At 71.9% G+C, this 25,088-nt stretch carries 18 protein-coding genes; 9 read left to right on the top strand and 9 right to left on the bottom strand.

The annotated features are described in order from the left end of the window. The first annotated feature begins 39 nt into the window (after positions 1 to 39). Positions 40 to 2,358 (top strand): glycoside hydrolase family 3 C-terminal domain-containing protein, encoded by a 2,319-nt coding sequence (locus AC1Q49_RS03045; protein WP_492490903.1) that lies wholly within the window; start codon positions 40 to 42, stop codon positions 2,356 to 2,358. Here AC1Q49_RS03045 and AC1Q49_RS03040 read toward each other — a convergent pair. From AC1Q49_RS03040 to galT, 6 genes are all read right to left on the bottom strand, one after another. Next, entirely contained in the window at positions 2,265 to 2,924 is a 660-nt protein-coding gene (locus tag AC1Q49_RS03040) for a YdcF family protein (protein WP_492490902.1), read from the bottom strand. The genes AC1Q49_RS03045 and AC1Q49_RS03040 overlap by 94 nt on opposite strands. A 29-nt stretch (positions 2,925 to 2,953) precedes the next feature. Further along, positions 2,954 to 3,805: an alpha/beta fold hydrolase gene (locus tag AC1Q49_RS03035; RefSeq protein WP_060959076.1), complete on the bottom strand. Its 852-nt coding sequence runs from the start codon at positions 3,803 to 3,805 to the stop codon at positions 2,954 to 2,956. Between the two features lie 54 nt (positions 3,806 to 3,859). Beyond that, positions 3,860 to 4,417 carry a DUF6036 family nucleotidyltransferase gene (locus tag AC1Q49_RS03030; RefSeq protein ID WP_492490901.1) on the bottom strand — a complete coding sequence of 186 codons (558 nt, stop codon included), beginning with the start codon at positions 4,415 to 4,417 and terminating at the stop codon, positions 3,860 to 3,862. Further along, the gene (locus AC1Q49_RS03025; RefSeq protein WP_492490900.1) at positions 4,404 to 4,925 is read right to left on the bottom strand and encodes a helix-turn-helix domain-containing protein; all 522 of its coding nucleotides are present in this window, start codon (positions 4,923 to 4,925) and stop codon (positions 4,404 to 4,406) included. Before AC1Q49_RS03025 ends, AC1Q49_RS03030 begins: the two co-directional genes overlap by 14 nt. 69 nt (positions 4,926 to 4,994) lie before the next feature. After that, positions 4,995 to 6,191, bottom strand: a complete 1,197-nt coding sequence (gene galK / locus AC1Q49_RS03020; RefSeq protein ID WP_492490899.1) for a galactokinase — start codon at positions 6,189 to 6,191, stop codon at positions 4,995 to 4,997. Then, positions 6,188 to 7,363: a galactose-1-phosphate uridylyltransferase gene (gene galT / locus AC1Q49_RS03015; protein ID WP_061782018.1), complete on the bottom strand. Its 1,176-nt coding sequence runs from the start codon at positions 7,361 to 7,363 to the stop codon at positions 6,188 to 6,190. The genes galK and galT overlap by 4 nt, the downstream gene beginning before the upstream one ends. Before the next feature lie 55 nt (positions 7,364 to 7,418). Between galT and AC1Q49_RS03010 the strand changes: the two genes are divergently transcribed. Beyond that, on the top strand, positions 7,419 to 8,438 hold the full coding sequence (locus AC1Q49_RS03010; RefSeq protein WP_492490898.1) for a LacI family DNA-binding transcriptional regulator: 1,020 nt from the start codon (positions 7,419 to 7,421) through the stop codon (positions 8,436 to 8,438). Positions 8,439 to 8,460: 22 nt separating this feature from the next. On the opposite strand, the gene AC1Q49_RS03005 is transcribed toward AC1Q49_RS03010, so the two are convergent. Together AC1Q49_RS03005 and AC1Q49_RS03000 are read right to left on the bottom strand one after the other, a co-directional pair. Next, entirely contained in the window at positions 8,461 to 10,605 is a 2,145-nt protein-coding gene (locus tag AC1Q49_RS03005) for an alpha-galactosidase (RefSeq protein WP_492490897.1), read from the bottom strand. A 14-nt stretch (positions 10,606 to 10,619) separates the two neighbouring features. Further along, positions 10,620 to 11,672: a LacI family DNA-binding transcriptional regulator gene (locus tag AC1Q49_RS03000; RefSeq protein ID WP_492490896.1), complete on the bottom strand. Its 1,053-nt coding sequence runs from the start codon at positions 11,670 to 11,672 to the stop codon at positions 10,620 to 10,622. A 119-nt stretch (positions 11,673 to 11,791) separates the two neighbouring features. Between AC1Q49_RS03000 and AC1Q49_RS02995 the strand changes: the two genes are divergently transcribed. From AC1Q49_RS02995 to arfA, 5 genes are all read left to right on the top strand, one after another. Continuing rightward, a complete protein-coding gene (locus AC1Q49_RS02995) occupies positions 11,792 to 12,706 on the top strand; it encodes a carbohydrate ABC transporter permease (protein WP_492490895.1) in 915 nt (304 codons plus the stop codon). Continuing rightward, the gene (locus tag AC1Q49_RS02990; RefSeq protein ID WP_060958980.1) at positions 12,706 to 13,626 is read left to right on the top strand and encodes a carbohydrate ABC transporter permease; all 921 of its coding nucleotides are present in this window, start codon (positions 12,706 to 12,708) and stop codon (positions 13,624 to 13,626) included. Before AC1Q49_RS02995 ends, AC1Q49_RS02990 begins: the two co-directional genes overlap by 1 nt. A 67-nt stretch (positions 13,627 to 13,693) precedes the next feature. Further along, positions 13,694 to 15,040 (top strand): ABC transporter substrate-binding protein, encoded by a 1,347-nt coding sequence (locus tag AC1Q49_RS02985; protein ID WP_060958981.1) that lies wholly within the window; start codon positions 13,694 to 13,696, stop codon positions 15,038 to 15,040. Between the two features lie 85 nt (positions 15,041 to 15,125). Continuing rightward, positions 15,126 to 16,910, top strand: coding sequence for a glycoside hydrolase family 35 protein (locus tag AC1Q49_RS02980; protein ID WP_191009545.1), 1,785 nt, complete (start codon positions 15,126 to 15,128; stop codon positions 16,908 to 16,910). A gap of 45 nt (positions 16,911 to 16,955) precedes the next feature. After that, positions 16,956 to 18,464 (top strand): arabinosylfuranosidase ArfA, encoded by a 1,509-nt coding sequence (arfA, locus tag AC1Q49_RS02975; RefSeq protein ID WP_492490894.1) that lies wholly within the window; start codon positions 16,956 to 16,958, stop codon positions 18,462 to 18,464. 123 nt (positions 18,465 to 18,587) lie between these two features. On the opposite strand, the gene galE is transcribed toward arfA, so the two are convergent. Beyond that, entirely contained in the window at positions 18,588 to 19,565 is a 978-nt protein-coding gene (gene galE / locus AC1Q49_RS02970; RefSeq protein ID WP_492490893.1) for a UDP-glucose 4-epimerase GalE, read from the bottom strand. A 68-nt stretch (positions 19,566 to 19,633) separates the two neighbouring features. On the opposite strand from galE, the gene AC1Q49_RS02965 reads away from it, so the two are divergent. Next, positions 19,634 to 20,773: a glycerate kinase gene (locus AC1Q49_RS02965; RefSeq protein ID WP_492490892.1), complete on the top strand. Its 1,140-nt coding sequence runs from the start codon at positions 19,634 to 19,636 to the stop codon at positions 20,771 to 20,773. A gap of 146 nt (positions 20,774 to 20,919) precedes the next feature. Beyond that, a complete protein-coding gene (locus AC1Q49_RS02960; protein WP_492490891.1) occupies positions 20,920 to 25,023 on the top strand; it encodes an RICIN domain-containing protein in 4,104 nt (1,367 codons plus the stop codon). Positions 25,024 to 25,088: the final 65 nt, after the last annotated feature.

The following is a 25,088-nucleotide window of genomic DNA, read 5'->3' as shown; positions in this document are numbered from 1 at the left end:
GCCAAAACCGAGTGACATATGGTTTTCGTGGAGGCCCCCATGACCGACATCACCGCATCCGACCTCACGCTCGAGGAGAAGGCGTCGCTGACCAGCGGAGCCGACTTCTGGACCACGAGAGCGATCGACCGCGTCGGACTGCCGTCGGTCATGATGACCGACGGGCCGCACGGACTGCGCAAGCAGCAGGGGGCGACCGACCACCTGGGTCTGGCGCAGAGCGTGCCGGCGACGTGCTTCCCGCCGGCCGTGGGCCTCGGGTCGTCCTGGGATGCCGCGCTCGCCGAGCGCATCGGCGTCGCCCTCGGCGTGGAGTCCGCGATCGAGGACGTCGCGGTCATCCTCGGACCGGGAGTCAACATCAAGCGCTCGCCGCTGTGCGGGCGCAACTTCGAGTACGTCTCGGAAGACCCGCTGGTGTCCGGTGTGATCGGTGCGGCGCTGGTGCGCGGCATCCAGTCGCAGGGCGTCGGCTCGTCGCTCAAGCACTTCGCCGCCAACAACCAGGAGTTCGACCGCATGCGCGCGAGCTCCGACATCGACCCGCGGCCGCTGCGCGAGATCTACCTGCGCGCGTTCCAGCGGATCGTCACCGACGAGCAGCCGTGGACCGTGATGTGCTCCTACAACCGCATCAACGGCGTGTACGCCTCGGAGGACCCGTGGCTGCTCACGCAGGTGCTCCGCGACGAGTGGGGCTTCGCGGGCCTCGTCGTCAGCGACTGGGGCGCCGTGAACGACCGCGTCGTCGGCCTTCCCGCGGGCCTCGACCTGGAGATGCCCTCCAGCGGCGGCCGCACCGACGCCCAGCTCGTCGCGGCGGTGCGCGGTGGCACGCTCCCCGAGGAGAAGCTCGACCTCGCCGCCGATCGCGTGCTCGAGCTCGTCCGGCGGGCCCGGCGGCGTCCGGCCGCGGCGGGACCGCTCGACGTCGACGCGCACCACGCGCTGGCCCGCGAGGCCGCCGCCCGCTCCATCGTGCTGCTGCGCAACGACGATCGCGGCGGGGCGGGCGCGCTGCTGCCCCTCGACCGCGGCGCAGCGATCGCGGTCATCGGCGAGTTCGCGCGCACGCCGCGCTATCAGGGCGCCGGGTCGTCGCTGATCAACCCCACCCGCCTGGACACGGCGCTCGAGGAGATGCGGCTGCTCGCCGACGGCGACGTCGCCTTCGCCCCCGGCTTCACCCTGGACGGCACGGGGGACGTCGAGGCGCTGCGCGCCGAGGCCGTGGCCGCCGCCGCGGCGGCCGAGGTCGCCGTGGTGTTCCTGGGGCTTCCGGCGGCCCAGGAGTCGGAGGGCTTCGACCGCGAGAGCCTGGACCTGCCGGAGGCGCAGCTCGCGCTGCTGGCCGCCGTGCGGGAGGCGAACCCGAACGTGGTCGTCGTCCTCTCCAACGGCGGCGTGGTCGCGCTCCCCTTCCGCGACGAGGTGCCCGCGATCGTCGAGGCCTGGCTGCTCGGCCAGGCGGGCGGCGGCGGCACCGCCGACGTCCTGTTCGGCGTCGTGAACCCGTCGGCCAAGCTCACCGAGACCATCCCGCTGCGCATCGAGGACACCCCCGCCTTCGGCAACTTCCCCGGCGAGTTCGGCCACGTCCGCTACGGCGAGGGGATCCTCGTCGGCTACCGCTGGTACGACGCGCGGGCGCTCGAGGTCGCCTATCCGTTCGGGCACGGCCTGTCCTACACGACCTTCGCCTACGGCGACGCAGTGGCCGCCGTCACGGACGCGGGCGATGTCGAGGTGAGGGTGCCCGTCACCAACACCGGAACGGTCGCCGGCCGCGAGGTCGTGCAGGTGTACGCCGGTCCGCTCCGGTCCGTCGTGCAGCGCGCGCCGCGCGAGCTGCGCGGCTTCGCGGCCGTCGAGGTCGCCCCCGGGCAGACGCGGGATGCCGTGGTCACGGTGCGCCGCGACGACCTGGCCTACTGGGACGTGCGCGTCGACCGCTTCGTCGTCGAGGGCGGCGCCTACCGCGTCGAGGTCGCCGCGTCGAGCCGCGACGTGCGCGCCGAGACCGTCGTGGAGATCGCCGGCGACGAGCTCGTGCTCCCGCTCACGATGAACTCGTCGGTCGCCGACGTGTTCGCCCATCCCGTCACGGGGCCGGTCGTGCAGCAGCTCATGGCCGGCGCGCTCGCCGGGCTGGGCGGTGCCGACAGCTCGGCGGCGTCGATGCTGCCCGACGACGACGCGCTGCAGAAGATGATGGCGTCGTTCCCGATCGGGCGCCTCGCGGGGTTCCCGGGGATGCCGCTCGGCTACGACCAGATCGAGGAGCTCATCCGGACGGCCAACGCCGGCGGCGCGCCCGATCCGGAGCTGTTCGCCGCGCGTCCCGCGACGGCGTCGTAGAACGTGAGGGCGAGCCGGAGCACCCCGAGCTCGAGGACGCGGAAGTCGCGCGTCGGACGGAGCCGCTCCCACAGTCCGGGATCGAGCTCGCGCAGGTAGCCGCGGGCACGGCGGGCGTGCGCCGTGTTCGACGCGATGCGGATGCTGCGCGCGTCCCGCAGCCACGGCAGACTCCGCGAGAGGTTCTCGCGCGTGCTCTCGGCCGCCGGCTCGATGGCCACGGCATCCGGGTCGACGCCGAGGTGCGCGGTCGCGTAGCGCGCCATCATGACCGCCTCGGGCTCGACGCCGCGTACCGCGCCTCCGGAGAACACGAAGAGGGCGCCGGGCGGGGCCGACCGCACCGCGATGCGGGTGCGCCACGCCTGGAGCGCGTTGAGCGCGCCGTCCGCGCGGGAGCGGAACCCGAGCACGAGCACGACGTCGCGCCCGCCCGCGGGGCCCGTCGCCGGGCGGGTGGGATAGTCGGCCCGCGACGTGCGCCACGCCTGGACCTCCCCGAACGCGAGCAGGCCGGCGCCCGCGACGGCGACGGCGGATGCCGCGACCAGCGCGCGTCGCGGCATCCGCCCGATCCGTCTCACCGTGGTCGGTCTCACTCCGCCAGGAAGTCGAGCAGCGCCGCGTTCACCTCGGCGCCGTGCGTGCGCAGCAGGCCGTGCGGGGCGCCCTCGATCTCGACGTAGGTGAGGGGCGTGCCCTCCGGGACGAGGTCCCGGAACCGGCGGGCCGTCTTGTCGATCGGGAGGATGTTGTCGGCCGTGCCGTGGAGGATCAGGGTCGGCACCGTGAGGGCGGGCAGGTCGCCGCGGAAGTCGGTGGGCCAGGTCAGCGGCGCGGCGGCGAGGGCCGCGTTGCCGGCCTGGGTGGCGACCTGCACCGAGGCGGCGACGGCCTCCGGCGAGATGCGCGTGCCCAGGAGGTCGTCGAGGTTGTAGAAGTCGCGGAAGAACCCCGTCAGGAACGCGTGCCGGTCCTCGGCGACGGCGGCCGCGGTGCCGTCGAAGAACGCCTGGTCGCCCGCGCCGTCGGGGTTGTCGTCGGTGATGAGCAGGAACGGCTCGAGGGAGCCGAGGAAGGCGGCCTTCGCGATGCGCCCCGCGCCGTAGCGGGAGAGGTAGCGGGCGATCTCGCCGGTGCCCATCGAGAAGCCCACCAGGATCGCGTCGTCGAGCTCGAGGTCTTCGATGAGGGCGTGCAGGTCGGCGGCGAACGTGTCGTAGTCGGAGCCCGACGCGGTCTTGGTCGAGGCCCCGAAGCCGCGGCGGTCGTAGGCGACCACGCGGTAGCCGGCCCCGAGGAGCGCCCGCTGCTGCAGGTCCCACGACTCGCCGTTCAGCGGGAAGCCGTGGATCAGCACGACCGGCTGGGCGTCGGAGGGTCCCTGGTCGGTGTAGAAGATCTCGATGTCGGCCGAGTTCTCGGTCCCGACGGTGATGTAGGCCACGGTCGCTCCTTCCGGGACGCCGCCGGTCGGCACCCCGCTCACGACGCTAGCCGTTCACCGGTCGCGGTGGGCGCCGTCCGACGGGTCTAGACGTCGGAGCCAGTCGTCGATGTTCCGACGGTGAAGCGGTGCAACGGGCAGGGAGGGCAGCCGCTCACGCAATGACTCGACGCTGAGGAGGCTCGCGGCTATCAGTGCTTCCGCAAAGTCCCTGTCCTTGGGCCGAAATGCCGCCAGTTTGGAAAGCACGAGATCGGTGGGATCGAGCAGTCGTACGGTGATCGGGCCCCAATCATCCGAGGTCCACGCGATGGTGCGAGCTTCCCAACCTGAGGGAAGTATGGCCGTCGATGTACTGACGCCCTGAGCGTAGTAACCGTGGGTCTCGTCGAACGGAGACAGTTCTCCGATTGCTCCATCGAGTCGGTCGGCGAGGATCTCCTCTGGGTCGTCCCAGAACGCGACATCCGCCTCCCGCGAGAGCATGGTCAGCTCGGGTAGCTCCTCGTCCGCAAAAGCTCCGTGAATGGCCTGACTGCCGATGACGAGCATGTCCGCGCCGACAATTCGCGATGCCGCCCGCAGGATGTGCTCCAGGTCACGCTTGCGCACGAAAGTGCCGATCCGCTCGAAACGCCTCGAGGACGGCGGTCCGTTGCTCCTCGTCCAGGACGCCGGCGAAGGGGGAGTTCTGGCGCAGTTCCCGGGCGTGAACAGTGTCAGCCGTCAATGCCCGGATGATCGGGCCCGCGGGTCCACGAAGGAGCTTCGCCCATTCCGCCGTCCAGCGATTGCTTCTGATGGAGGGCGATGTGACAGCCGCGAGCCCGGCCTCGCGCACGCGTCGCGGGTCTTGGACGAATACACCTGCGACAGCAACACCGAGCCACAGCGAGCGTTCCTGGTCTCTCGTCGCGCGCGAGGAGCCTCGCCGAACTGCGAGAACGTCTCCATGCTGGACGCGTCGATGGCTCCCCACTCGGATCGCCGGCAGTTCCCCGCGGTCGATGAGATCGACGACATGTTGGCGCGAGACGCCGAGGAGTCGGGCAGCTTCCCCGGTCGTCAGAAGCGTGGTCTCATCGGGCGCGGTCAGCAGTGCATCGAACTCTTTGCGCATGAGCTCATGCTCTCGCGTAAACACCAAAATCGCAATATAGAGGCCTATTTTGTGATTTTGGTGATTGATTCACTGGTCGCGGTGGGCGCCGTCCGACGGGTGCACGGTGAACACGTGCGGTGCGCCGAAGCCGGCCGCGGCGAAGGCCGCCTCGACCGCGGCGGCGACCTCCGCCACGCGGGCGTGGTCGACGAGCGCGATCGCCGAGCCGCCGAAGCCGCCGCCGGTCATGCGGGCGCCGACGGCGCCGGCCGCGCGCGCCGTGTCGACGGCCAGGTCGAGCTCGGGGGTGGAGATCTCGAAGTCGTCGCGCATCGAGGCGTGCGACGCGTCGAGCAGGCCGCCGATCGAGCGCGGGCCCTCGGCGCGCAGCAGTCGGACGGCGTCGAGCACGCGCTGGTCCTCCGTGACCACGTGGCGCACGCGGCGGAACGTGACGTCGTCCATCAGCTCCCGGGCGCGGTCGAGGTCGGCGGGGGTGAGATCGCGAAGGGCCGGGACGCCCATGATCCGCGCGCCCCGCTCGCACGCCGCGCGGCGCTCGCCGTAGCCGCCCGTCGAGTGGGCGTGGCTCACGCGGGTGTCGACGACGAGCACCTCGAGGCCCGCGTCGGCGAAGCCGAGAGCGACGACCGCGGCATCCAGCGACCGGCAGTCGAGGAAGATGCCGGCGTCGGCGCGCCCGAGCATCGAGGCCATCTGGTCCATGATCCCCGTCGGTGCGCCGACGGCGTCGTTCTCGGCGCGCCGGCCGGCCTGCGCGAGCGCGACGGGCGACAGCCCCAGGCCCCAGATCTCGTTCAGCGCAGTCGCCGTCGCCCCCTCGATCGCGGCGGACGACGACAGGCCGGCGCCGACGGGCACGTCCGAGGCGAGCGCGATGTCCACGCCCGGCAGCGCGTCGGCGCGGCCCGCAGCGCGCGCGGCATCCTGCAGCGCCCAGGCGACGCCGAGCGGGTAGCGCGCCCATTCCACGATCTCGTCGCGGCGGTCGGGGAAGAGCGCGTCGAGGTCGGCGACGGGGACCTCGACGGGCACGGGGTCGAAGGTCGACACGACGCGGATGCGGGCGTCGTCGCGGACGCCGACCGCGGCGACGGTGCGTCCGTCGATGGCGAACGGGAAGACGAAGCCGTCGTTGTAGTCGGTGTGCTCGCCGATGAGGTTCACCCGCCCCGGTGCCGACCAGAAGCCCGCGGGCGCCGACCCGGTCAGCTCGGTGAACAGATCGCGCGCGTCGGTCTGGGGGGATGCCGTGGCGGTCACAGCTGGACTCCTTCGATGGCGGAGCGCAGCCGGTCGGCTGCGGTCTCGGGCGGGACGTCGCCGATCCAGGCGCCCATGGCGGCCTCCGATCCGGCGAGGAACTTGAGCTTGTCGGCGGCACGGCGCGGGCTCGTGATCTGCAGGTTCAGACGCACGGTGTCGCGACCGACGTGCACCGGCGCCTGGTGCCAGGCGGCGATGTAGGGCGTCGGATCGCCGTAGAGCGCGTCGACGCCGCGCAGCAGCCGCAGATAGACGGGCGCGAGCTCATCGCGCTCGTCGTCGCTGAGCGCCGCGAAGTCGGGGACGTGACGGTGCGGCAGCAGGTGGATCTCGAGGGGCCAGCGTGCGGCGAAGGGCACGAACGCCGTCCAGTGCTCGCCGCGCAGCAGGACGCGCGGACCCGCCTGCTCGAAGGCGAGGATGCGCGCGAACAGGTCGGGCGCCGTGCGGTCGATCGCGTCGAGCAGCCGACTGGTGCGCGGTGTGATGTACGGGTACGAGTAGATCTGTCCGTGCGGGTGCTGCAGCGTGACCCCGATGGCCTCGCCGCGGTTCTCGAACGGGAACACCTGCTGCACTCCGGGCAGCGCCGACAGTGCGGCCGTGCGATCGGCCCACGCCTCGATCACGGTGCGCGCCCGGGTCGGGCTCTGCGTGCCGAACGAGCCGGTGCGCTCGGGGGAGAAGCACACCACCTCGCAGCGGCCGACGCTCGTGCGCGTGCGGCCGAGGCCGAGGTGCTCGAGGTCGTCGAGCCCGCGGGGCGGATCGGCGGCGGCGGGCGCGTCGCCGAACGCCTCGGCGAGGGCCGGGCCGAAGGACGGCGAGCGGTTCTCGAAGACCGCGACGTCGTAGACGGAGGGGATCTCCGACGGGTTGGTCGCGGTCTGCGGCGCGAGCGGGTCGAGCTCGGCGGGAGGCAGGAAGGCGCGGTTCTGCCGGGCGGCGGCGACCGACACCCAGTCCCCGGTCAGCACGTCCTGGCGCATGGTCGCCGTCGCCGGTCGGGGGTCGAGAGCGCGCGTGTCGGCGGCCCGCTCGGGCCCCAGCGTGGTGCCGGGATCGTCGAAGTAGATGAGGTCGCGCCCGTCGGCGAGACGGGTCGGTCGCTTCACGACACCCGCGCCGAGGAGGGTCCCCTCGGGGGTGATGGATGGCAGCTCCGGCATGTTCACGATAACACGATAGGGGTAGGTGCGTGCTATCGTCAACACGGAGGTCGGGATGGCACACAAGCGCGCATCGATGGCGGATGTCGCACGCATCGCAGGGGTGTCCGCGCAGACGGTGTCGCGGGTGGTCAATGCGAGCCCCCGCGTCGATCCGGCCACGCGCGCCCGCGTCGAGGAGGCGATGGCCCGCAGCGGCTACCGCATCCACCGCGCCGCCCGCGCCCTGCGCACCGGCCGCTCCGGCACCATCGGCGTCGTCGTCTCGACGCTCTCCACCGTCGGCAACTCGCTCATGCTCGAAGCCGTCACCGACGCCGCCGCCGCACGCGACCACGACGTCGCCGTCGTGACGCTCGGCGCGGGCGACGCCGCCGAGGCGCTGGAGCGTCTCAACGAGCAGGGCGTCGACGGCGTCGTCGTCATCAACGAGGCGTCCGCGCTCGTGCGGTCCGCCGACCTGCCCACCGCCCTCCGCCTCGTCGTCGTCGACTCCCCGCCCGACGACCGCTTCGCCGGCGTCGAGACCGACCATGCGGGCGGCGCGGCCGCCGCGACCGCGCACCTCCTGGCGCACGGCCACCGCACGGTCGCCCACATCGCCGGCCCCGAGTCGTCGTACGCCGCCGCCGAGCGCGAGCGCGGCTGGCGCGAGACCCTCGAGCGGGCCGGATGCCCCGTCGGCGCCCTCGTGCGGGGGTCGTGGACCTCGGCCTCCGGCTACGACGCGGCCATGACCCTTCTGGATGCCGGGACGCTCGGCACCGCGCTGTTCGTCGCCAACGACCAGATGGCGCTCGGCGCGCTGCGGGCGCTCGCCGAGCACGGTGCGCGTGTGCCCGAAGACGTGAGCGTCGTCGGCTTCGACGACGTCGACGACGCGGCGAACTACCGTCCTCCGCTGACGACCGTGCGCCAGCACTTCGACCGGCTGGGGACGCAGGCCGTCGTCGCCCTGCTCGACGAGGTGGAGGAGGGTCTCGAGGTCGGCACGGACGCACCGACGGTCTCGGAGCGCACCGTCATGCCCGCCTCGCTCATCGTGCGCGGCAGCACGGGGCCCGCCCCGGTCTGACCGGTCGGCCCCGCGCGCCCGGTCAGTCGATCGCGGAGGCGGTGATCAGCGCGGCCGCCTGCGGCAGCAGCACGGGCGGGCGAAGTCCCACGGATGCCGCGGCCCGCCCGCTCAGCACGACCGCCTCCTCCTCCCAGGCCAGAGGCGACTGGCCGAGGTAGCCGGTCGAGCCTTCCGGGACCATGACCGCGATGCGGTAGCGCCGGTCGGGGTCGAGGCCCGGCAGCGTGACGGGGGCGGACGGGTGCGCGCTGCTCGTGCGCACCTGCGTGTGCACGTAGAGGGCGGCGCCGCCGTCGCGCGCCACGACGCCGCGCAGGTCCAGCGCCGGGTCGGCGAGATCGGCGTGGACCCTCCGCCCCGTGGCGATGAGCGCGCGGTGCTCGCGGTAGAGGGCGACCCAGCCGGCGATCCGCTCCAGCGTCGCGTCGTCCTCCGCCGTCAGATCCCACTCGACGCCGAAGTGGCCGAGGAGAGCCGTGAGCGCGCTGAGGGAGAGGGACACCGTGCGCCCCGTCGAATGCACGATCGGGCTCGTCAGGTGCGCCCCCATCAGCTCGGGCGGGACGACCAGTCCGGTGTAGCGCTGGATGTCGAGCCGTTCGATCGGGTCGAGGCAGTCGCTCGTCCAGATCCGGTGCGTGCGCTGGAGGATGCCGAGGTCGACGCGGGCGCCCCCGGAGGCGCAGGACTCGATCTCCAGGCCGGGATGACGCTCGCGCAGCTCGTCGAGCAGGCGGTAGAGGGCCAGGACGTTCGCCCGCACGCGCGGCCGCCCGTGGGGTCCCGATCCCGGCTCGGCGAGGTCGCGGTTGTGATCCCACTTGAGGTAGGCGATCGGGTACTCGTCGAGCAGCGCGTGCAGGCGCTCGGCGATGTAGGCGTACGCCTCGGGGTGGGCGAGGTCGAGCACCTGCTGCTGCCGTCCCGACGGCGGCAGCTCGTCGCGGGCGCGCAGCAGCCAGTCCGGATGCCGCCGCGCCAGGTCGCTGTCGGGGTTCACCATCTCCGGCTCGACCCAGAGCCCGAACTCCATCCCGCGCTCGCGCACGTGGTCGATCAGCGGCGCGAGGCCGTCGGGCCAGACCTCGGCATCCACCCACCAGTCGCCGAGTCCCGCGGTATCGTCGCGGCGGCCGTGGAACCAGCCGTCGTCGAGCACGAAGCGCTCGGCGCCGATCCGCGCGGCCCGGTCGGCGAGAGCGCGGAGGGTGTCCAGGTCGTGGCGGAAGTAGACGGCCTCCCAGGTGTTCACGGTCACCGGGCGCGGCCGCGTCGGGTGCATCGGGCGTGCCCGCAGCTCGTCGTGGAAGCGCGCCGCGAAATCGTCGAGCCCCTCGCCCCACGAGCCGACCGCGTCGGGGGTCTCGTAGCTCTCGCCCGGCGCCAGCAGCACCTCGCCCGGCTCCAGCAGCTCACCGGCGCGCAGGACGGCGTCGCCGGTGGGGGTGCGCTCGGCGAGCAGGCGGTGATCGCCCGACCAGGCCAGGTGTACGCCGTGCACCAGCCCGCGCTCGAATCCGAAGCCCGGCGTCCCGGCGATCACGACCAGCGTGGCGTCGGCGCCGGGGCGCCCCCGCCGGCTCTCGCGGAGGTGCCCGCCGACCGTGAAGGCGTGCCGTTCGGGCGCGCGCTCGCGCAGGTGGTGGCCCGTCGTGGTGAGCAGCTCGGTCGCCGTGGGCGGCAGGGGGAATCCCGCGCTCAGCCCGTCGACGCGGTACGGGGCGTCGCCGTCGTTGACCAGGCGCAGGCGCTGGTGGAGCAGACCGCTGACGCCGAGGGACAGTTCCACCTCGACCCTCAGGCCGGCCGCCGCGTCGCGCAGCACGAACGTCGCCGTCGTCGGGGTGACGTGCGCGGCGGTCGTCACCAGCCGGGTCGAGAAGTCAGTGCCGCCGCGATCGCCCGTGAGCCCCGGGGTGGTCAGCCACCCGCCGGAGGCCTGCGGCAGCACCGTGAGGCGACCGGTGGCGTCCAGCCCGCCCGACACGCGCTGCGGTCGCGCCGCCCGTGCGATGCCCTCGAGCTCGATGTCGGTGAGGGTGCCCAGGTCGCGCCCCCAGTGCACGATGGTCGGCTGGTCGGCACAGCGCACGTCGACGAGGACGCTGGTGCCCCCGGCGCGCAGGTGGACGTGGGCGGGCAGCGCCGCGGGCAGGGAGGTCACGGGGGTCGGTTCCTTCATCGCAGGTCGGTGGCGGGACGGCGCCCGGCGCGCGGGCCGGTGGAGCCGCGGACGACGAGGGAGGTCGACACGTGGTGGACGCCGCCGGACACCTCGCGTCCCTCGATCTGGTCGACCACGAGCGACACGGCCAGGGAGCCGGCGGTGCCGAAGTCTTGATGGACGGTCGTCAGCGGCGGCCAGAAGTACGCCGCCTCGGCCATGTCGTCGAAGCCGACGACGCTGATCTCGGCCGGCACGGGCCGGCCCCGCTCGTGGAAGGCGCGCATCGCGCCGAGGGCCATCTGATCGTTCGCGGCGAACAGGGCGGTCAGCTCGGGCACCGCGGCCAGCAGGCGGCCGATCCGATAGCCCGACTCGGCGGTCCAATCCCCGACGTGCACCTCGGGCACGGGGCGTCCGGCCGCCGTCAGGGTCTCCTGCCAGGCGAGCCGCCGCTGCTCGGCGGCCTTCGACTCGGGCGGGCCCGCGATGTGCCACACCGTCTCGTGCCCGAGCTCCAGCAGATGGGAGACCGCCTGGCGGCTGCCGTGCACCTGGTCGGCGGTGACCGAGGGGTGCTCGTCGGCGGCCCCGGACTGGATGAGCACACTCGGCATCCCCGGCGGGAAGCCGACCGACGCCGACGACATGAGGTGCGACTCGATGACGACGATGATGCCGTCGACGGCGTCCTGGTCGAGGCGGGAGACGGCCGAGGCCACGGCGTCGCCGGCCGTCAGTGCCGGCTGCGCCTGGATGAGCTCGATCGCGTACCCGCGCGCCGCCGCCGCCGAGAGGATGCCGCCGATCGTGCCGATGTTGCCGAGGGAGTCGAGGCTGAAGACCACGACGCCGATCGACCCGAAGGCCCCGCGGCGCAACGCCCGGGCCGCGACGTTGGGGCGATAGCCCAGTTCGCTCATGGCCGCGAGCACGCGGTGGCGCGTCGGTTCGGCCACCCGCTCGGAGTTGTTGGCGACCCGCGAGACGGTCTGCCCGGAGACGCCCGCATGCCTCGCGACGTCGTGCAGGGAGACGCTGCGGCTGCCGTCTGCTGACCTGTTCATCGGCGTCCCTCCTCGCGCGTCGACCGGGAAGTCTTGACACATGTTGACGTCAACATGCTACTCTCGACCTCGCCATGTTGACGTAAACATGGCACCGTCCGACAGAAGGCAAGACGAAGATGTCCGTACTCACCGCTCCCGCCCCGGCTCGACGCCGGGCGCGCAGGTCCGACCGCCAATGGGCGGGATTCTGGTTCGTCCTGCCGTTCCTCATCGTGTTCGCCGTGACGTTCCTCGCGCCGCTCGCCTACTCGATCTACCTCAGCGTGTTCCGCACCAAGCTGATCGGCGGCACGTCGTTCGTCGGTGTGGACAACTACGTGCAGGCCTTCAGCGACCCGCAGTTCTGGTCGGGCTTCGGCAACGTGTTCCTGGTGCTGATCATCCAGGTGCCGGTCATGCTCCTGCTCGCGCTCGTCGCGGCGCTCGCCCTGGATTCGCGCCGCCTCGCCGGCAGCTCCCTGTTCCGCATCGGGATCTTCCTCCCGTACGCCGTGCCCGGCGTCGTCGCGGTGCTCATGTGGGGGTTCATGTACTCGGACCGCCTGGGCCTGGCCGGCAACATCAACCAGCTCGTCGGCTTCGAACTGGTCACGCCGTTCACCCAGCAGTGGATCCTCCTGGCGATCGGCAACATCATCACGTGGGAGTTCATCGGCTACAACATGCTGATCTTCTACTCCGCGCTGCGGACGATCCCCGAAGACCTCTACGAGGCGGCGGCGCTCGACGGCGCCGGCCAGTTCCGCATCATCCGGGCCATCAAGCTCCCCGCGCTGCGCGGTGCGCTCGTCATCGCGACGATCTTCTCGATCATCGGCAGCTTCCAGCTGTTCAACGAGCCCAACATCCTCAAGACGCTGGTCCCGAACCTGCTCACGACGTACTTCACCCCGAACATGTACGCCTACAACCTGAGCTTCATCGGCCAGCAGGTCAACTACGCCGCGACGATCGCGATCATCATGGGTGTCATCACCGCCGTCATCGCCTACGTCGTCCAGCTGCGTGGCACGCGTAAGGAGAACCGCTGATGGCCGGCCTGCCCCTCGATCACACCGGCACGCTGACCGGTCGGCCCCGTCGACGCCGCTCCGACGTCGGTGAGCGCGGCCCGCGCAAGTCGCCGCTGCTGACCATCATCATGTCGCTGTTCCTGGTCTACTCCTTCCTGCCGCTGCTGTGGCTCGTGATCAGCTCGACCAAGACGCAGCAGTCGCTGATCGGCTCGTTCGGCCTCTGGTTCTCGGGACCGTTCGCCCTGTTCGACAACATCGGCCAGGTGCTCACCTACAACGACGGCATCTTCCTGCGGTGGTTCCTCAACACCCTGATCTACGTCGTGATCGGCGCCGGCGGCGCGACGCTGCTGGCGACCCTCGCCGGCTACGGCCTCGCGAAGTACAACTTCCCCGGCAAGCGCGCCGTGTTCGCCGTCATCCTCGGCGCCATCGCCGTGCCGGGGACCGCGCTCGCGGTGCCGACGTTCCTCATGTTCAGCCAGCTGGGCCTGACGAACACCATGTGGGCGATCATCATCCCCTCGCTGATCTCGCCCTTCGGCCTGTACCTCATCTGGGTCTACGCGGTCGACTCCGTGCCGACCGAGCTGCTCGAGGCGGCGCGCGTGGACGGCTCGGGCGAGTTCCGCACGTTCTTCACGATCTCGCTGCGGCTGCTCGCACCGGGCGTCGTCACGGTCGCGCTGTTCGCGATCGTCGCGACCTGGAACAACTACTTCCTCCCGTTGATCATGCTCAACGACCCCAACCTGTTCCCGCTGACGATCGGTCTGCAGCAGTGGAACCTCCAGGCGGTCGGGGTCAGCTCGCAGCCGATCTTCAACCTGGTCATCACCGGGTCCCTCCTCACGATCATCCCGATCGTCATCGCCTTCCTCCTGCTCCAGCGCTACTGGCAGTCCGGGCTGAGCGCAGGAAGCGTCAAGCAGTGACAGGGGTGTCGCTGCAAGACGAACACCACCCCACCCCATATCCGACGAAGAAGCGGAAGGACACAGCATGACAAGCACCAAGAAGATCGCGCGCGTGGTCGCGATCGGAGCCACCGCGCTCCTGATCGGCAGCGGCCTCGCGGCCTGCGCCGGCGGCAACAGCTCGAGCAGCACCGACGCCGGCAGCGCCTCGTCGATCGACGAGGCCCTCAAGGCCGGCGGCGAGCTCACCTACTGGACGTGGACCCCCTCCGCCAAGGACCAGGTCGCCGCGTTCGAGAAGGCGTACCCGAACGTCAAGGTGAACCTCGTCAACACGGGCGGCGCCAACGACAACAACACGAAGCTGCAGAACGCGATCTCCGCCGGCTCGGGCATCCCCGACGTCGTGCAGATCGAGTACCAGTCGCTTCCGCAGTTCCAGCTCTCCGGTTCGCTGCTGGACCTCACGGCCTACGGCTTCGGCGACCTGGAGAAGGACTACACCGCCTCGACGTGGGGCGCGGTCTCGCAGAACGGCGGCATCTGGGGCCTGCCGCAGGACTCGGGCCCCATGGCCCTGTTCTACAACAAGGAGGTGTTCGACCAGTTCGGCATCTCCGTGCCCAAGACGTGGGACGAGTTCGTCGCCGCCGGTGAGAAGCTGCACGCGGCCGACCCGACGAAGTACATCACCAACGACCAGGGCACCGACGCCGGCTTCGGCACCTCGATGATCTGGCAGGCGGGCGGGCGTCCGTTCAAGACCGACGGCGAGAACGTCACGATCGACCTCGGCGACGCCGGAGCCAAGAAGTGGACCGCCGTCTGGGACAAGCTGCTGCAGAACGGCTCGCTCGGCAACATCCCCGGCTGGAGCGACGAGTGGTTCCAGGCTCTCGGTGACGGCACGATCGCGTCGCTGCCGATCGGCGCCTGGATGCCGGGTGTGCTCGAGGCCAACGTCCCCGGTGGCAAGGGCAAGTGGGCCGTCGCGCCCATGCCGACCTACGACGGCACCCCGGTGACCGCCGAGAACGGCGGCTCGTCCGAGGTCGTCATGAAGGGCTCGAAGAACCAGGCGCTGGCCGCCGGCTTCCTCAAGTGGCTCAACAACTCGCAGGACTCGATCGACGTCTTCCTCCAGTCGGGCGGCTTCCCCGCCACGACGGCCGACCTCGAGTCGAGCGCGTTCCTCAACACGACCTCCGACTACTTCGGCGGTCAGAAGATCAACGAGGTGCTCGTGGATGCGGCCAAGTCGGTCGGCACCGGCTGGCAGTACCTGCCGTGGCAGTCGTACGCCAACAGCATCTACGCCGACACCGTCGGCAAGGCCTACCTGAACAAGACGTCCATCGCGGACGGTCTGACGGCCTGGCAGGACAAGAACGTGTCGTACGGCACCGACCAGGGCTTCAGCGTCAACAAGTAAGCCCATCGCACGACCCGCGGCGGTGGGGTGGTCCCGATCACCCCACCGCCGCGGCTGTGAACGACAGTGACTCTGAGAGGCCCGCATGGCTACCGGCTCCTTCCGCATCGGCGAGAACGACTTCCTGCTCGACGACGAGCCGTTCCGGGTGCTCAGCGGCGCCCTCCACTACTTCCGCGTCCACCCCGATCAGTGGGCCGACCGTATCCGGGCCGCGCGCCTGATGGGTCTGAACACGATCGAGACCTACGTGCCGTGGAACGAGCACGAGCCCGAGCCCGGGGTGTTCCTCAGCGACGGCGGGCTCGACCTCGCGCGCTTCCTCGACCTCGTCGCGGCCGAAGGGCTGCGCGCCATCGTGCGTCCCGGCCCCTACATCTGCGCCGAATGGGACGGCGGGGGACTTCCCGCGTGGCTCTTCCGCGACGGCGACATCGGGGTGCGCTCTGCCGACCCGCGATTCTTGGCGCCGGTCACCCGCTTCCTCGACCGCGTGCTCGAGATCGTCGTGCCCCGCCAGATCGACCGCGGCGGCCCGGTGATCCTCCTGCAGGTCGAGAACGAGTACGGCGCGTACGGCGAGTTCACGGCGGGTGAGCGCGAGGAGTACCTGCGGGCCCTGCGCGACGTCTACCTCGCCGCCGGCGTGAGCGTGCCGCTGACCAGCGTCGACCAGCCCACCGACGAGATGCTCTCCCGCGGGAGCCTGCCCGAGCTGCACCGCACGGGATCGTTCGGCGGCAACGTCGCCGACCGTCTCGCGGTCCTGCGCACCCACCAGCCGACGGGGCCCCTGATGTGCTCCGAGTTCTGGTGCGGCTGGTTCGACTACTGGGGATCGTTCCACCGGACCTCCTCCACGGCGGCATCCGTCGCCTCGCTGGAGGCGCTGCTGGCGGCGGGCGCCTCGGTGAACATCTACATGTTCCACGGCGGCACGAACTTCGGTCTGACCAACGGTGCCAACGACAAGGGCGTGTTCGAGCCGACCGTCACGAGCTACGACTACGACGCCCCCCTGGACGAGGCGGGCCGGCCCACCGAGAAATTCTGGGCCTTCCGCGAGGTGATCGCGCGGTACGCGCCCGTGCCCGACGTCGCCGACGGTGATCTGCCGGCGCCCCTCGCCGCGGCGCCCGCGCCGGTGCCGCTGGAGACGGTCTGCGCGCTGGACGACGTCTTGGCCGATGTCGAGGTGCAGCGACGGGGCCACGCCCCCACGATGGACGAGCTGGGGATCGCGCGCGGGTTCCTGCGCTACGAGACGCGTCTCGCCCACGGCGACGCGCCCGTCGTCCTCGCGATCGGCGAGGTGCGCGATCGCGCGTGGGTGAGCCTGGACGGCGTCCCGGTCGGGACCCTCTCGCGCGACCGCCGCGAGCGCACCCTCGTGCTCCCGCGCGGCACGGGCGTGCTCGGCATCCTCGTCGAAGACCAGGGGCGCGTGAACTACGGTCCCCGCATCGGCGAGCACAAGGGACTGATCGGACCCGTCACCGTCGGCGGCGCCGCGCCCGCCGCGTGGGACGTGGTCGTGGTGCCGTGGGAGCAGCTGCCGGCGCGCGCCGGCGACGCGGCCGCCGCGGACGGCGCACCGGTCGCCGGAGCCGCGGTGTTCCGCGCGGTCGTCGAGCTGGACGCCGCCCGCGATCTCGTGCTCGATCTGCGCGCGCTCGGCACGGGCCTCGTCTGGATCGACGACGTCTGCCTGGGACGGTTCTGGCAGACCGGGCCGCAGCACTCGCTGTTCGTGCCGGCGCCGCTGACCCGGGCGGGCCGTAACGTGATCACCGTGCTCGATCTGGAACCGACCGGGGCCGACGTGCTGGCGTTCAGCGACCGGCTGCTGCTCGGGCCTGTCGAGTGGTGAGGCCTGTCGAGTGGTGAGGCCTGTCGAGTGGTGAGGAGAGAAACCATGACCGCACGTGTGATCGCGTCCGGACCCGTCGGCGAGATCGACCCGCGGGTGTACGGCGGCTTCGTCGAGCACCTCGGCCGGCACATCTACGACGGCATCCACGAGCCGGGCCACCCCGCCGCCGACGAGGAGGGGTTCCGCACCGACGTGATCGCGCTCGTGCAGGAGCTCGGCGTCACGACGATCCGCTATCCCGGCGGCAACTTCGTCTCCGGCTATCGGTGGGAGGACGGCATCGGTCCCCGCGCGGATCGGCCCCGACGGCTGGACCTGGCCTGGCGCTCGACCGAGACGAACCAGGTGGGGCTGCACGAGTTCTCGTCGTGGCTCGAGAAGGTCGGCAGCGAGCTGATGCTGGCGGTCAACCTCGGCACCCGCGACGTCGCGGAGGCGCTCGACCTGCTCGAGTACGCCAACGTGGACGCCGACACCGCGTGGACCCGCCAGCGCGCCGCGAACGGGCGGGACACGCCCTTCGACGTGCGCATGTGGTGCCTGGGCAACGAGATGGACGGCCCCTGGCAGCTGGGCCACCGTGACGCCGAGGACTACGGCAAGCTCGCCGCGCGCGCGGCGAAGGCGATGCGGATGCTCGATCCGACGATCGAGCTCGTCGCGTGCGGCTCGTCGGCGCGTGACATGCCGACGTTCGGGCAGTGGGAGCGTGAGGTGCTGCGCCACACGTTCGACGACGTCGACTTCATCTCGTGCCATGCCTACTACCAGGAGCGCAACGGCCAGGCGCAGGAGTTCCTGGTGTCGGCCGTGGACACCGACCTGTTCGTGCGCGAGGTCGTCGCCGCGGCCGACGAGGTCGCCGCGGAACGCGGCTCGGACAAGCGGATCATGCTCTCGTTCGACGAGTGGAACGTCTGGTACCAGTTCGCCGACGACGGCACCAAGGCGGGCGACCTCGTGCCCGACGGCTGGCCGGTCGCGCCGCGCCTGCTGGAGGACGAGTACAACGTGATGGATGCCGTCGTCGTGGGCGACCTGCTCATCACGCTGCTGCAGCACGCCGACCGCGTGCGCTCCGCATCGCTCGCCCAGCTCGTGAACGTCATCGCGCCGATCATGACCGAGCCCGGCGGCCCCGCCTGGCGGCAGACGACGTTCTACCCGTTCTCGCTCACGTCGCGGCTCGGTCGCGGCACGGCGCGCCGGCTCGAGCTCGAGGGGGCGCCGCGCGTGCAGAGCACCCGCTTCGGCGACGTCTCCGCGGTGAACGCCGTCGCGACCACGGATGCCGAGGGCACGAGCGTGTTCCTCGTGAACCGGTCGGTGGCGGAGGCGGCGGACATCGAGATCGACCTGGGGGAGCTGGACGCGGCATCCCTGTCGCTCGTCGAGTCGTGGACGATCACCGACCCCGACTACCGTGCCTCCAACACCCTCGCCGACCCGGACCGGGTGACCCCGCGGCCGCTGGAGGTCACCCGCGAGGGCGACCTGCTGCGCGTGTCGCTGGCGCCCGTGGCGTGGGCGGTCGTCCGCCTCGGGGCCTGACACCGCGTTTCGACTCCGCGCTGCGCGTTGCGCTCAACGACCGGGAGCTGCGTACCTCACCGGTCGTTGAGCGAGCGCAGCGAGTCGAAACGCAGAGTCGAAACGCAGAGTCGAAACGCGCTGTCAGTGCGCGGCGCGGCGGGCTTCCCAGCCGGTGCGCACCATCTCGTCGACGGTGTAGCGGTTCGCCCAGTCGAGGTCGCGCGCGGCCAGCTCGCCCGTCGCGACGATGCGGTCGGGATCGCCGGGGCGGCGCGGGCCGATCCGCGGCGTGAAGTCGATGCCGGTCACCCGTGCCACGGCATCCATGATCTCGCGTACGCTCAGGCCGTTCTGGGAGCCGAGGTTGTACGCGGCCTCGATGGGTTCGCCCGCCTCGAGGCGCTGCGCCGCCACGACGTGGGCCGCGGCGATGTCGCCGACGTGCACGTAGTCGCGCACGTTCGTCCCGTCGGGGGTGTCGTAGTCGTCGCCGTTGATCTGCGGCGTCTCGCCCGCGATCAGCTTCTCGAACACGATCGGGAAGAGGTTGTGCGGGCTCGTGTCGTACACCGACGGGTCGGCCGAGCCGACGACGTTGAAGTAGCGCAGCGAGGTGTGCCGCAGCGGGTGCGCGTCGGAGGCCGTCGCGACGCCCTGGTCGCGCAGCAGCCACTCGCCGATCAGCTTCGACTCGCCGTACGGCGACGCCGGACGCTTGGGCAGATCCTCGGTCACGAGCGGCACGTCGGGGGTGCCGTACACCGCGGCCGACGACGAGAAGACGATGTTGTGGACGCCGGCATCCGCCATGGCCGCCAGGACCACCCGCGTGCCCTCGACGTTCTGCTCGTAGGTGTGCAGGGGGCGCTGCACCGAGACGCCCGCGTACTTGAACCCGGCGACGTGGATGACGCCGGTGACGCCGTGCTGGCGCATGGTGTCGACCAGCAGGTCGCGGTGCAGGATCGTGCCCTCGATGAACGGCACGCCCTCCGGCACGAACGACGCGTGGCCGCTCGAGAGGTCGTCCACGACGATCGGGGCGATGCCCGCCGCCTGCAGCGCGCGCACCACGTGCGCACCGATGTATCCCGCTCCGCCGGTCACAAGCCACGTCATGGCTCCATCCTGCCCGATGCCGGAGGCGGCCGATGACCGCCGGGGCGGCCGCCGCGTAGCATCGGCCCATGACCCGCGTCGTCGTCGCCCCCGACAGCTTCAAGGGCACGATCACCGCGGCGCGGGCGGCGGCCGCGATCCGTGACGGATGGCTGTCGGTGCGGCCGGCCGACGAGGTCGTGCTGCGGCCGATGGCCGACGGGGGAGAGGGCACGCTGGACGCGTTCGCCGCCGCGGTGCCCGGGTCGCGGCGGATGCCGGTCGACGTCACGGCGCCGTGGGAGGGCGGACCGGTCGCGGCGAGCTGGCTGCGGCTTCCGGCGACGCCGGACGCGCCGTCCGGCACCGGCGTGGTCGAGCTGGCCTCGACGGCGGGGATCGAGCTCTTCGGCGACCGCCGCGATCCGTGGCGGGCCTCGACGGCGGGCTTCGGCGACGCGATCGCGGCCGCACTGGATGCCGGGGTCTCGCGCCTCGTGCTCGCGATCGGCTCCAGCGCGTCGACGGACGGCGGTGCCGGGCTGCTGCGGGCGCTCGGCGCGCGGTTCCGGGCGGACGCGTCCGTGGTCGAGGCCCCCCGGCTCGGCGCCGGGCACCTGCCGCTGCTGCGGGGTGTCGAGCTCTCGGGGCTCCGTGCCCTCCCGCCCGGCGGCGCCCTGGTGCTCACCGACGTGTCGGCGCCCCTGTGCGGACCGACGGGGGCGGCGCGCGTGTTCGGTCCGCAGAAGGGCGTCGCCGCCGACCGGCTCGCCGAGCTCGACGCCATCCTCACCCGCTACGCCACGCTGTTCGACGTCGATCCCGCGACGCCCGGTGCCGGCGCGGCGGGCGGAACGGGGTTCGCCCTGCTCGTCTGGGGAGCCTCCCTGGAGCCGGGTGCGGCCGAGGTCGCCCGCCTCATCGGGCTCGAGGACGCCGCCGCGAACGCCGACGTCGTCGTCACGGGCGAGGGGTCCTTCGACGGCCAGTCGGCCGCCGGCAAGGCTCCCGCGCACGTGTCGGCCGTGGCCGCCGCGCTCGGCGTGCCGGCGGCGCTCGTCGCCGGGCACATCGACCCCGACGCGGACGCGACGGCCTTCGCGGCATCCGTCTCGCTCACCGAGCTCGCGCGCCGCGCCGGAGCCCTCGACCCGGCCGGGGCCGCCCTGGCCGACCCCGTCCTGTGGCTGCGCGCGGCCGGCGCGGAGCTGGCCCGCGCCCTCTCCTGACCCGGCGCGACGCCGGCACGACGCACGGACGTCATCGATGTTGACGTCAACATCGGCGATCCTCTAGGCTTGTCCCAGTCATGTTAACGTCAACATGCATTGGCTCCCCGGTCGCGACGACGCGATACAGAGAGGAATCCCCCACGATGAAGTCCCCCGGCCTGATCGCCCTCGCCGCCGTGACCGCCCTCGGCGTCACCGGTCTCATCGCGCCGCTCGCGGCGCCGGAACCGGCCGTCGCGGCATCCGCCGTGACCATCACCCCGAACCCCGCCTACGCGTCCGAGGCCTTCGAAGGGTGGGGCACGAGCCTCGTCTGGTTCGCCAACGCGACCGGCGGCTATCCCGAGCAGGTGCGCCAGGACCTGCTCGAGAAGGTCTTCGGCGAAGACGGCCTCAACCTCAACATCGCCCGCTACAACATCGGCGGCGGCAACGCCACCGACGTGCCGTCGTACCTGCGGCCGGGCGGGGCCGTGGACGGATGGTGGAACCCCGACCTGAACGCCAGCGACGCGTCCGGGCCCATCACCTCCACCTACGCCGACCGCGCCCGTTACGCCGCGGCCTGGAACCCCGACGACCCCGACGCCTTCGACTGGAACGCCGACGCGACACAGCGCTGGTGGATCGAGGCGCTGAAGGACAAGATCACGAAGTGGGAGGCCTTCAGCAACTCGCCCCCGTACTTCCTCACGCAGAGCGGCTACGTCTCCGGCGGCATCAACAACGCCACCTCCGAGCAGCTCGCCCCCGCCGACATGGACAAGTTCGCGGGCTACCTCGTCAAGGTCGTCGAGCACCTCGAGGAGACCTACGGCATCCAGTTCGACTCGCTCGACCCCTTCAACGAGCCGAACACGAACTACTGGGGCACCACGATCCCGCAGGGTGCGACGTGGCCGAGCTCCGCGAGCCGCCAGGAGGGCGCCCACATCGGTCCGCAGCGACAGGACCAGATGATCCAGGCGCTCGCCGCGCGCCTGGCCGCCCCCGGCACCACGACCGACGTCCCGATCTCGGCCATGGACGAGACCAACCCCTCGACGTTCGTGACGAACTGGAACGGCTGGTCGCAGACCTCTCGCGACGAGGTCTCCCAGCTCAACGTCCACACCTACGGCACGTCCAACCGCACGATGGTGCGCGACATCGCCAAGACCTCCGACAAGCCGCTGTGGATGAGCGAGGTCGAGGGCAACTGGGACAGCTCGAACGCCGGCTTCAACCAGACCAACATCGACAACGGCCTGGGCATGGCCGGTCACATGATCGACGACCTGCGCGAACTCGAGCCGCGCGCCTGGGTGTTCTGGCAGCCCGTCGAGGACCTGTACAACATGCAGAAGGTCGAGAAGACCAACTGGGGCAGCGTCTTCATCGACTTCGACTGCAACGCGCAGAACCAGTCCGCCCGACGCCTCGCCGACGGTGACGCCGACGCGTCCTGCAAGGTGCTGACGAACGCGAAGTACAACACGATCCGCAACTTCACGCACTACATCCGGCCCGGCGATCACATCGTCCCGACCAACGACACCCAGACCACGGCGGCCGTGACGGCGGCGGGCGACGGTGTGAACCTCGTGCACGTGAACACCGAGGCATCCGCCCGCACGGTGCGCCTGGACCTGTCGAACTTCGGCCAGATCGCTCCCGGTGCCAAGGTCACCCCGATCGTGACGACGCAGTCGCCGGCGGATGCGGTCGAGCAGAACGCGCTCGTGCGCGGAAGCGACGTCGCGATCGACCCCCTCACCCGCACGGCCACGCTGACGGTGCCGGCCAAGTCGGTCACCACGTTCGTGGTGTCGGGCGTCTCCGGCGTCGCGGCGGCCGCGCCGGCCGTGAAGGACGGCGCGACCTACCAGCTGCTGGGGACCCAGAGCGGCAAGGCGCTCACGGTGCAGAACGCCGCGCTGACGATCCGCAGCTCCGCGACGACGGCGGATGCCGCGACGGCGCAGACCTGGACGGCGGTCTCCCTCAGCGGTGCCGGCACCGATCGCCAGCGGGTGCTGCTGCGCTCGGGCGACGGGCGCTATCTCGCCTCGTCGGGCACCTCCCTGACCCTCGCGACCGAGAGCGCCGAGCAGGCGGCGGCCGATCCGGCCGCGCAGTGGGTGCCGAACACCCTCGACGGTCGGAGCTACTCCTTCCTGAACGTCGCGAGCACCCGGGTGCTCGACGTCAACGGCGGGGGCACCTCCGACGGCACGAGCGTGGGGCTCTGGACCTCCAACAACGGCGCCAACCAGTCGTGGACCCTCGCGCCGACCGCGATCGACACCGTCGCGGACGTGACGGTCACGACGGAGGCGGGCGTGGCTCCGACCCTCCCGGGCACGGTGCAGGTCCGCTACCTCGGCGGCCTCACGCGCACCGCCGCGGTGACCTGGGACCTCTCCGGACACGACTGGTCCGCCGGGACGACCGAGGTCGCCGGCAGCGGCACCGACCTGTTCGGCGCACCGTTCACCGCCCGCGCGCTCGTCGACGTCGGCGCCTTCACCGCGGCCGTGCCGGTCTCGCTCACCACCTACGCGGGGACCACGCTCGACGCCGTGTCGGCGGCGGCGCCGCCGACCGTGCCCCTGGAGGTGCGCACGGGCGGCGCAACGGTGGCCGCACCGGTCACGTGGTCGTGGGATGCCGTGACGGATGCCGAGCTGGCCGCGCCCGGTACCGTGCGCGTGCCGGGAACCGTGGCCGTGCCCGGAGGCGGCACGCTCGACGCCGTGCTGACGGTCATCGTGACGACGCCCACCGAGAAGAACGTCGCCCCGACGAGCACGCCCACCGCCACCTACACGGAGAGCGGCTACCCGGCCACGCGCACGATCAACGGCGTCACGACCGACAAGGGCTGGTCGAACTGGCGCGGCGGCACGCTCAACGCCTCCGACACCCTCACCTACGCCCTGTCCGCTCCGACGCCCGTCACCCACGTGAAGGTCTACTTCAAGCGGGACGGCGGCACGTCGTGGGCTCAGACGATGCACATCGACCACCGCCTCGGCACCGGGGAGTGGGTGATCGGCGACACGATCACGGTCGGCACTCCGGCGACCGGCGATCCGCAGGTCGACGTCCCCGTCGATGCGGCCTCGGCCGAACAGGTGCGCGTGGTGATGAACGCGTATCCGAACACGCACCTCATCGTCTCGGAGGTGGAGATCTACGCCCCGGCCGCCTCGCCGTCGGAGGTCGCCGACCTCGCGCGACTGACCGTCGGGTCGGCGTCGGTGAAGGACTTCTCCGCCGACACGACCGCGTACGAGGTCGCCGTCGCGGGCTCGGCCTGGCCGGTGGTCTCCGCGACCGCGGTCGACCAGGACGCGAGCGTCCGCGTCGTCCAGCCCGGCGACGGGCAGGGGACGGCCACCGTGACGGTGACCGCGCCCTCCGGTGCGCAGAAGTCGTACACCGTGACCGTCGCGCGTGCGGCCGTGCTCTCGGGCGTGACGATCGGCGGCACGCCGACGGTCGGCGCCGCCCTCAGCGCGGTGCCCGGCACCGTCGACCCCGCCACCGCCGACCTCGCCTACGTCTGGCAGCGCGACGGCGTCGCGATCGACGGGGCGGACGGCGCGCAGTACACCGTGACGACCGACGACGTCGGACACGAGCTGACCGTCGTGGCGACGGCCACCGCGCCCGGCTTCACGGCGGGTACGGCGACCTCGGACGCGGTCACCGGTCAGCCGGGCACCGCCACGCCGACCCCGACGCCGACCGCGACGCCGACGCCGACGCCGACCGCGACGCCCGAGCCGACGGGATCGCCCACCGCGAGCCCGTCGCCGTCGGCGACCGCGACGAGCGCACCCGGCACGTCCACGCCGACCGAGGCCGACCTCACGACCGCGCTCGAGGGGCGCATCTCGGGCCCGGCATCCATCGCCGCCGGCAGCACCGTCTCGGTGCAGGTCGGCGCCGATCGGGCGGGCCAGCAGGTCGCCGCGTGGCTGTTCTCGACCCCGCGGGCTCTCGGCGCCGCGACGGTCTCGGCCGCAGGGACGATCCCCGTGACCGTTCCGCTGGACGCGGTCGCCGGTGCGCACCGCCTCGCCGTGACGGATGCCGCGGGCACCGTGATCGGCTGGTACGCCGTCACGGTCACGGCGCCGCCGACCACGCTGGCCACCACCGGCGCGACGGCGCCCTTCGCCCTGGCGCTCACCGTCGCGGTGCTGCTGCTGATCGCGGGAGCCGCCCTCGTGCGGCGTCGGAGCCCGGCGCGCGGCTGAGAACGCCGTGACGACCGCCTGAGCGGCGTCACGACAGCGGCCCCGCCCTTCCGAGAGGAGGGACG

This window comes from Microbacterium sp. MPR-TSA4, assembly GCF_058792815.1.
The sequence above is the reverse complement of the archived record's forward strand: the minus strand, read 5'-3'. Positions and strand labels throughout refer to the sequence as shown.

Excerpts from the sequence above, each read along its gene's own strand:
- AC1Q49_RS03025 (WP_492490900.1), bottom strand. The coding sequence starts at position 4,925 with ATGCGCAAAGAGTTCGATGCACTGCTGACCGCGCCCGATGAGACCACG.
- galE (WP_492490893.1), bottom strand. The coding sequence starts at position 19,565 with ATGACGTGGCTTGTGACCGGCGGAGCGGGATACATCGGTGCGCACGTG.
- arfA (WP_492490894.1), top strand. The coding sequence starts at position 16,956 with ATGACCGCACGTGTGATCGCGTCCGGACCCGTCGGCGAGATCGACCCG.
- AC1Q49_RS02965 (WP_492490892.1), top strand. The coding sequence starts at position 19,634 with ATGACCCGCGTCGTCGTCGCCCCCGACAGCTTCAAGGGCACGATCACC.
- AC1Q49_RS03045 (WP_492490903.1), top strand. The coding sequence starts at position 40 with ATGACCGACATCACCGCATCCGACCTCACGCTCGAGGAGAAGGCGTCG.
- AC1Q49_RS02960 (WP_492490891.1), top strand. The coding sequence starts at position 20,920 with ATGAAGTCCCCCGGCCTGATCGCCCTCGCCGCCGTGACCGCCCTCGGC.
- AC1Q49_RS03000 (WP_492490896.1), bottom strand. The coding sequence starts at position 11,672 with ATGAACAGGTCAGCAGACGGCAGCCGCAGCGTCTCCCTGCACGACGTC.
- AC1Q49_RS02990 (WP_060958980.1), top strand. The coding sequence starts at position 12,706 with ATGGCCGGCCTGCCCCTCGATCACACCGGCACGCTGACCGGTCGGCCC.
- AC1Q49_RS03010 (WP_492490898.1), top strand. The coding sequence starts at position 7,419 with ATGGCACACAAGCGCGCATCGATGGCGGATGTCGCACGCATCGCAGGG.
- AC1Q49_RS02985 (WP_060958981.1), top strand. The coding sequence starts at position 13,694 with ATGACAAGCACCAAGAAGATCGCGCGCGTGGTCGCGATCGGAGCCACC.
- AC1Q49_RS03040 (WP_492490902.1), bottom strand. The coding sequence starts at position 2,924 with ATGCCGCGACGCGCGCTGGTCGCGGCATCCGCCGTCGCCGTCGCGGGC.
- galT (WP_061782018.1), bottom strand. The coding sequence starts at position 7,363 with ATGCCGGAGCTGCCATCCATCACCCCCGAGGGGACCCTCCTCGGCGCG.
- AC1Q49_RS02995 (WP_492490895.1), top strand. The coding sequence starts at position 11,792 with ATGTCCGTACTCACCGCTCCCGCCCCGGCTCGACGCCGGGCGCGCAGG.
- AC1Q49_RS02980 (WP_191009545.1), top strand. The coding sequence starts at position 15,126 with ATGGCTACCGGCTCCTTCCGCATCGGCGAGAACGACTTCCTGCTCGAC.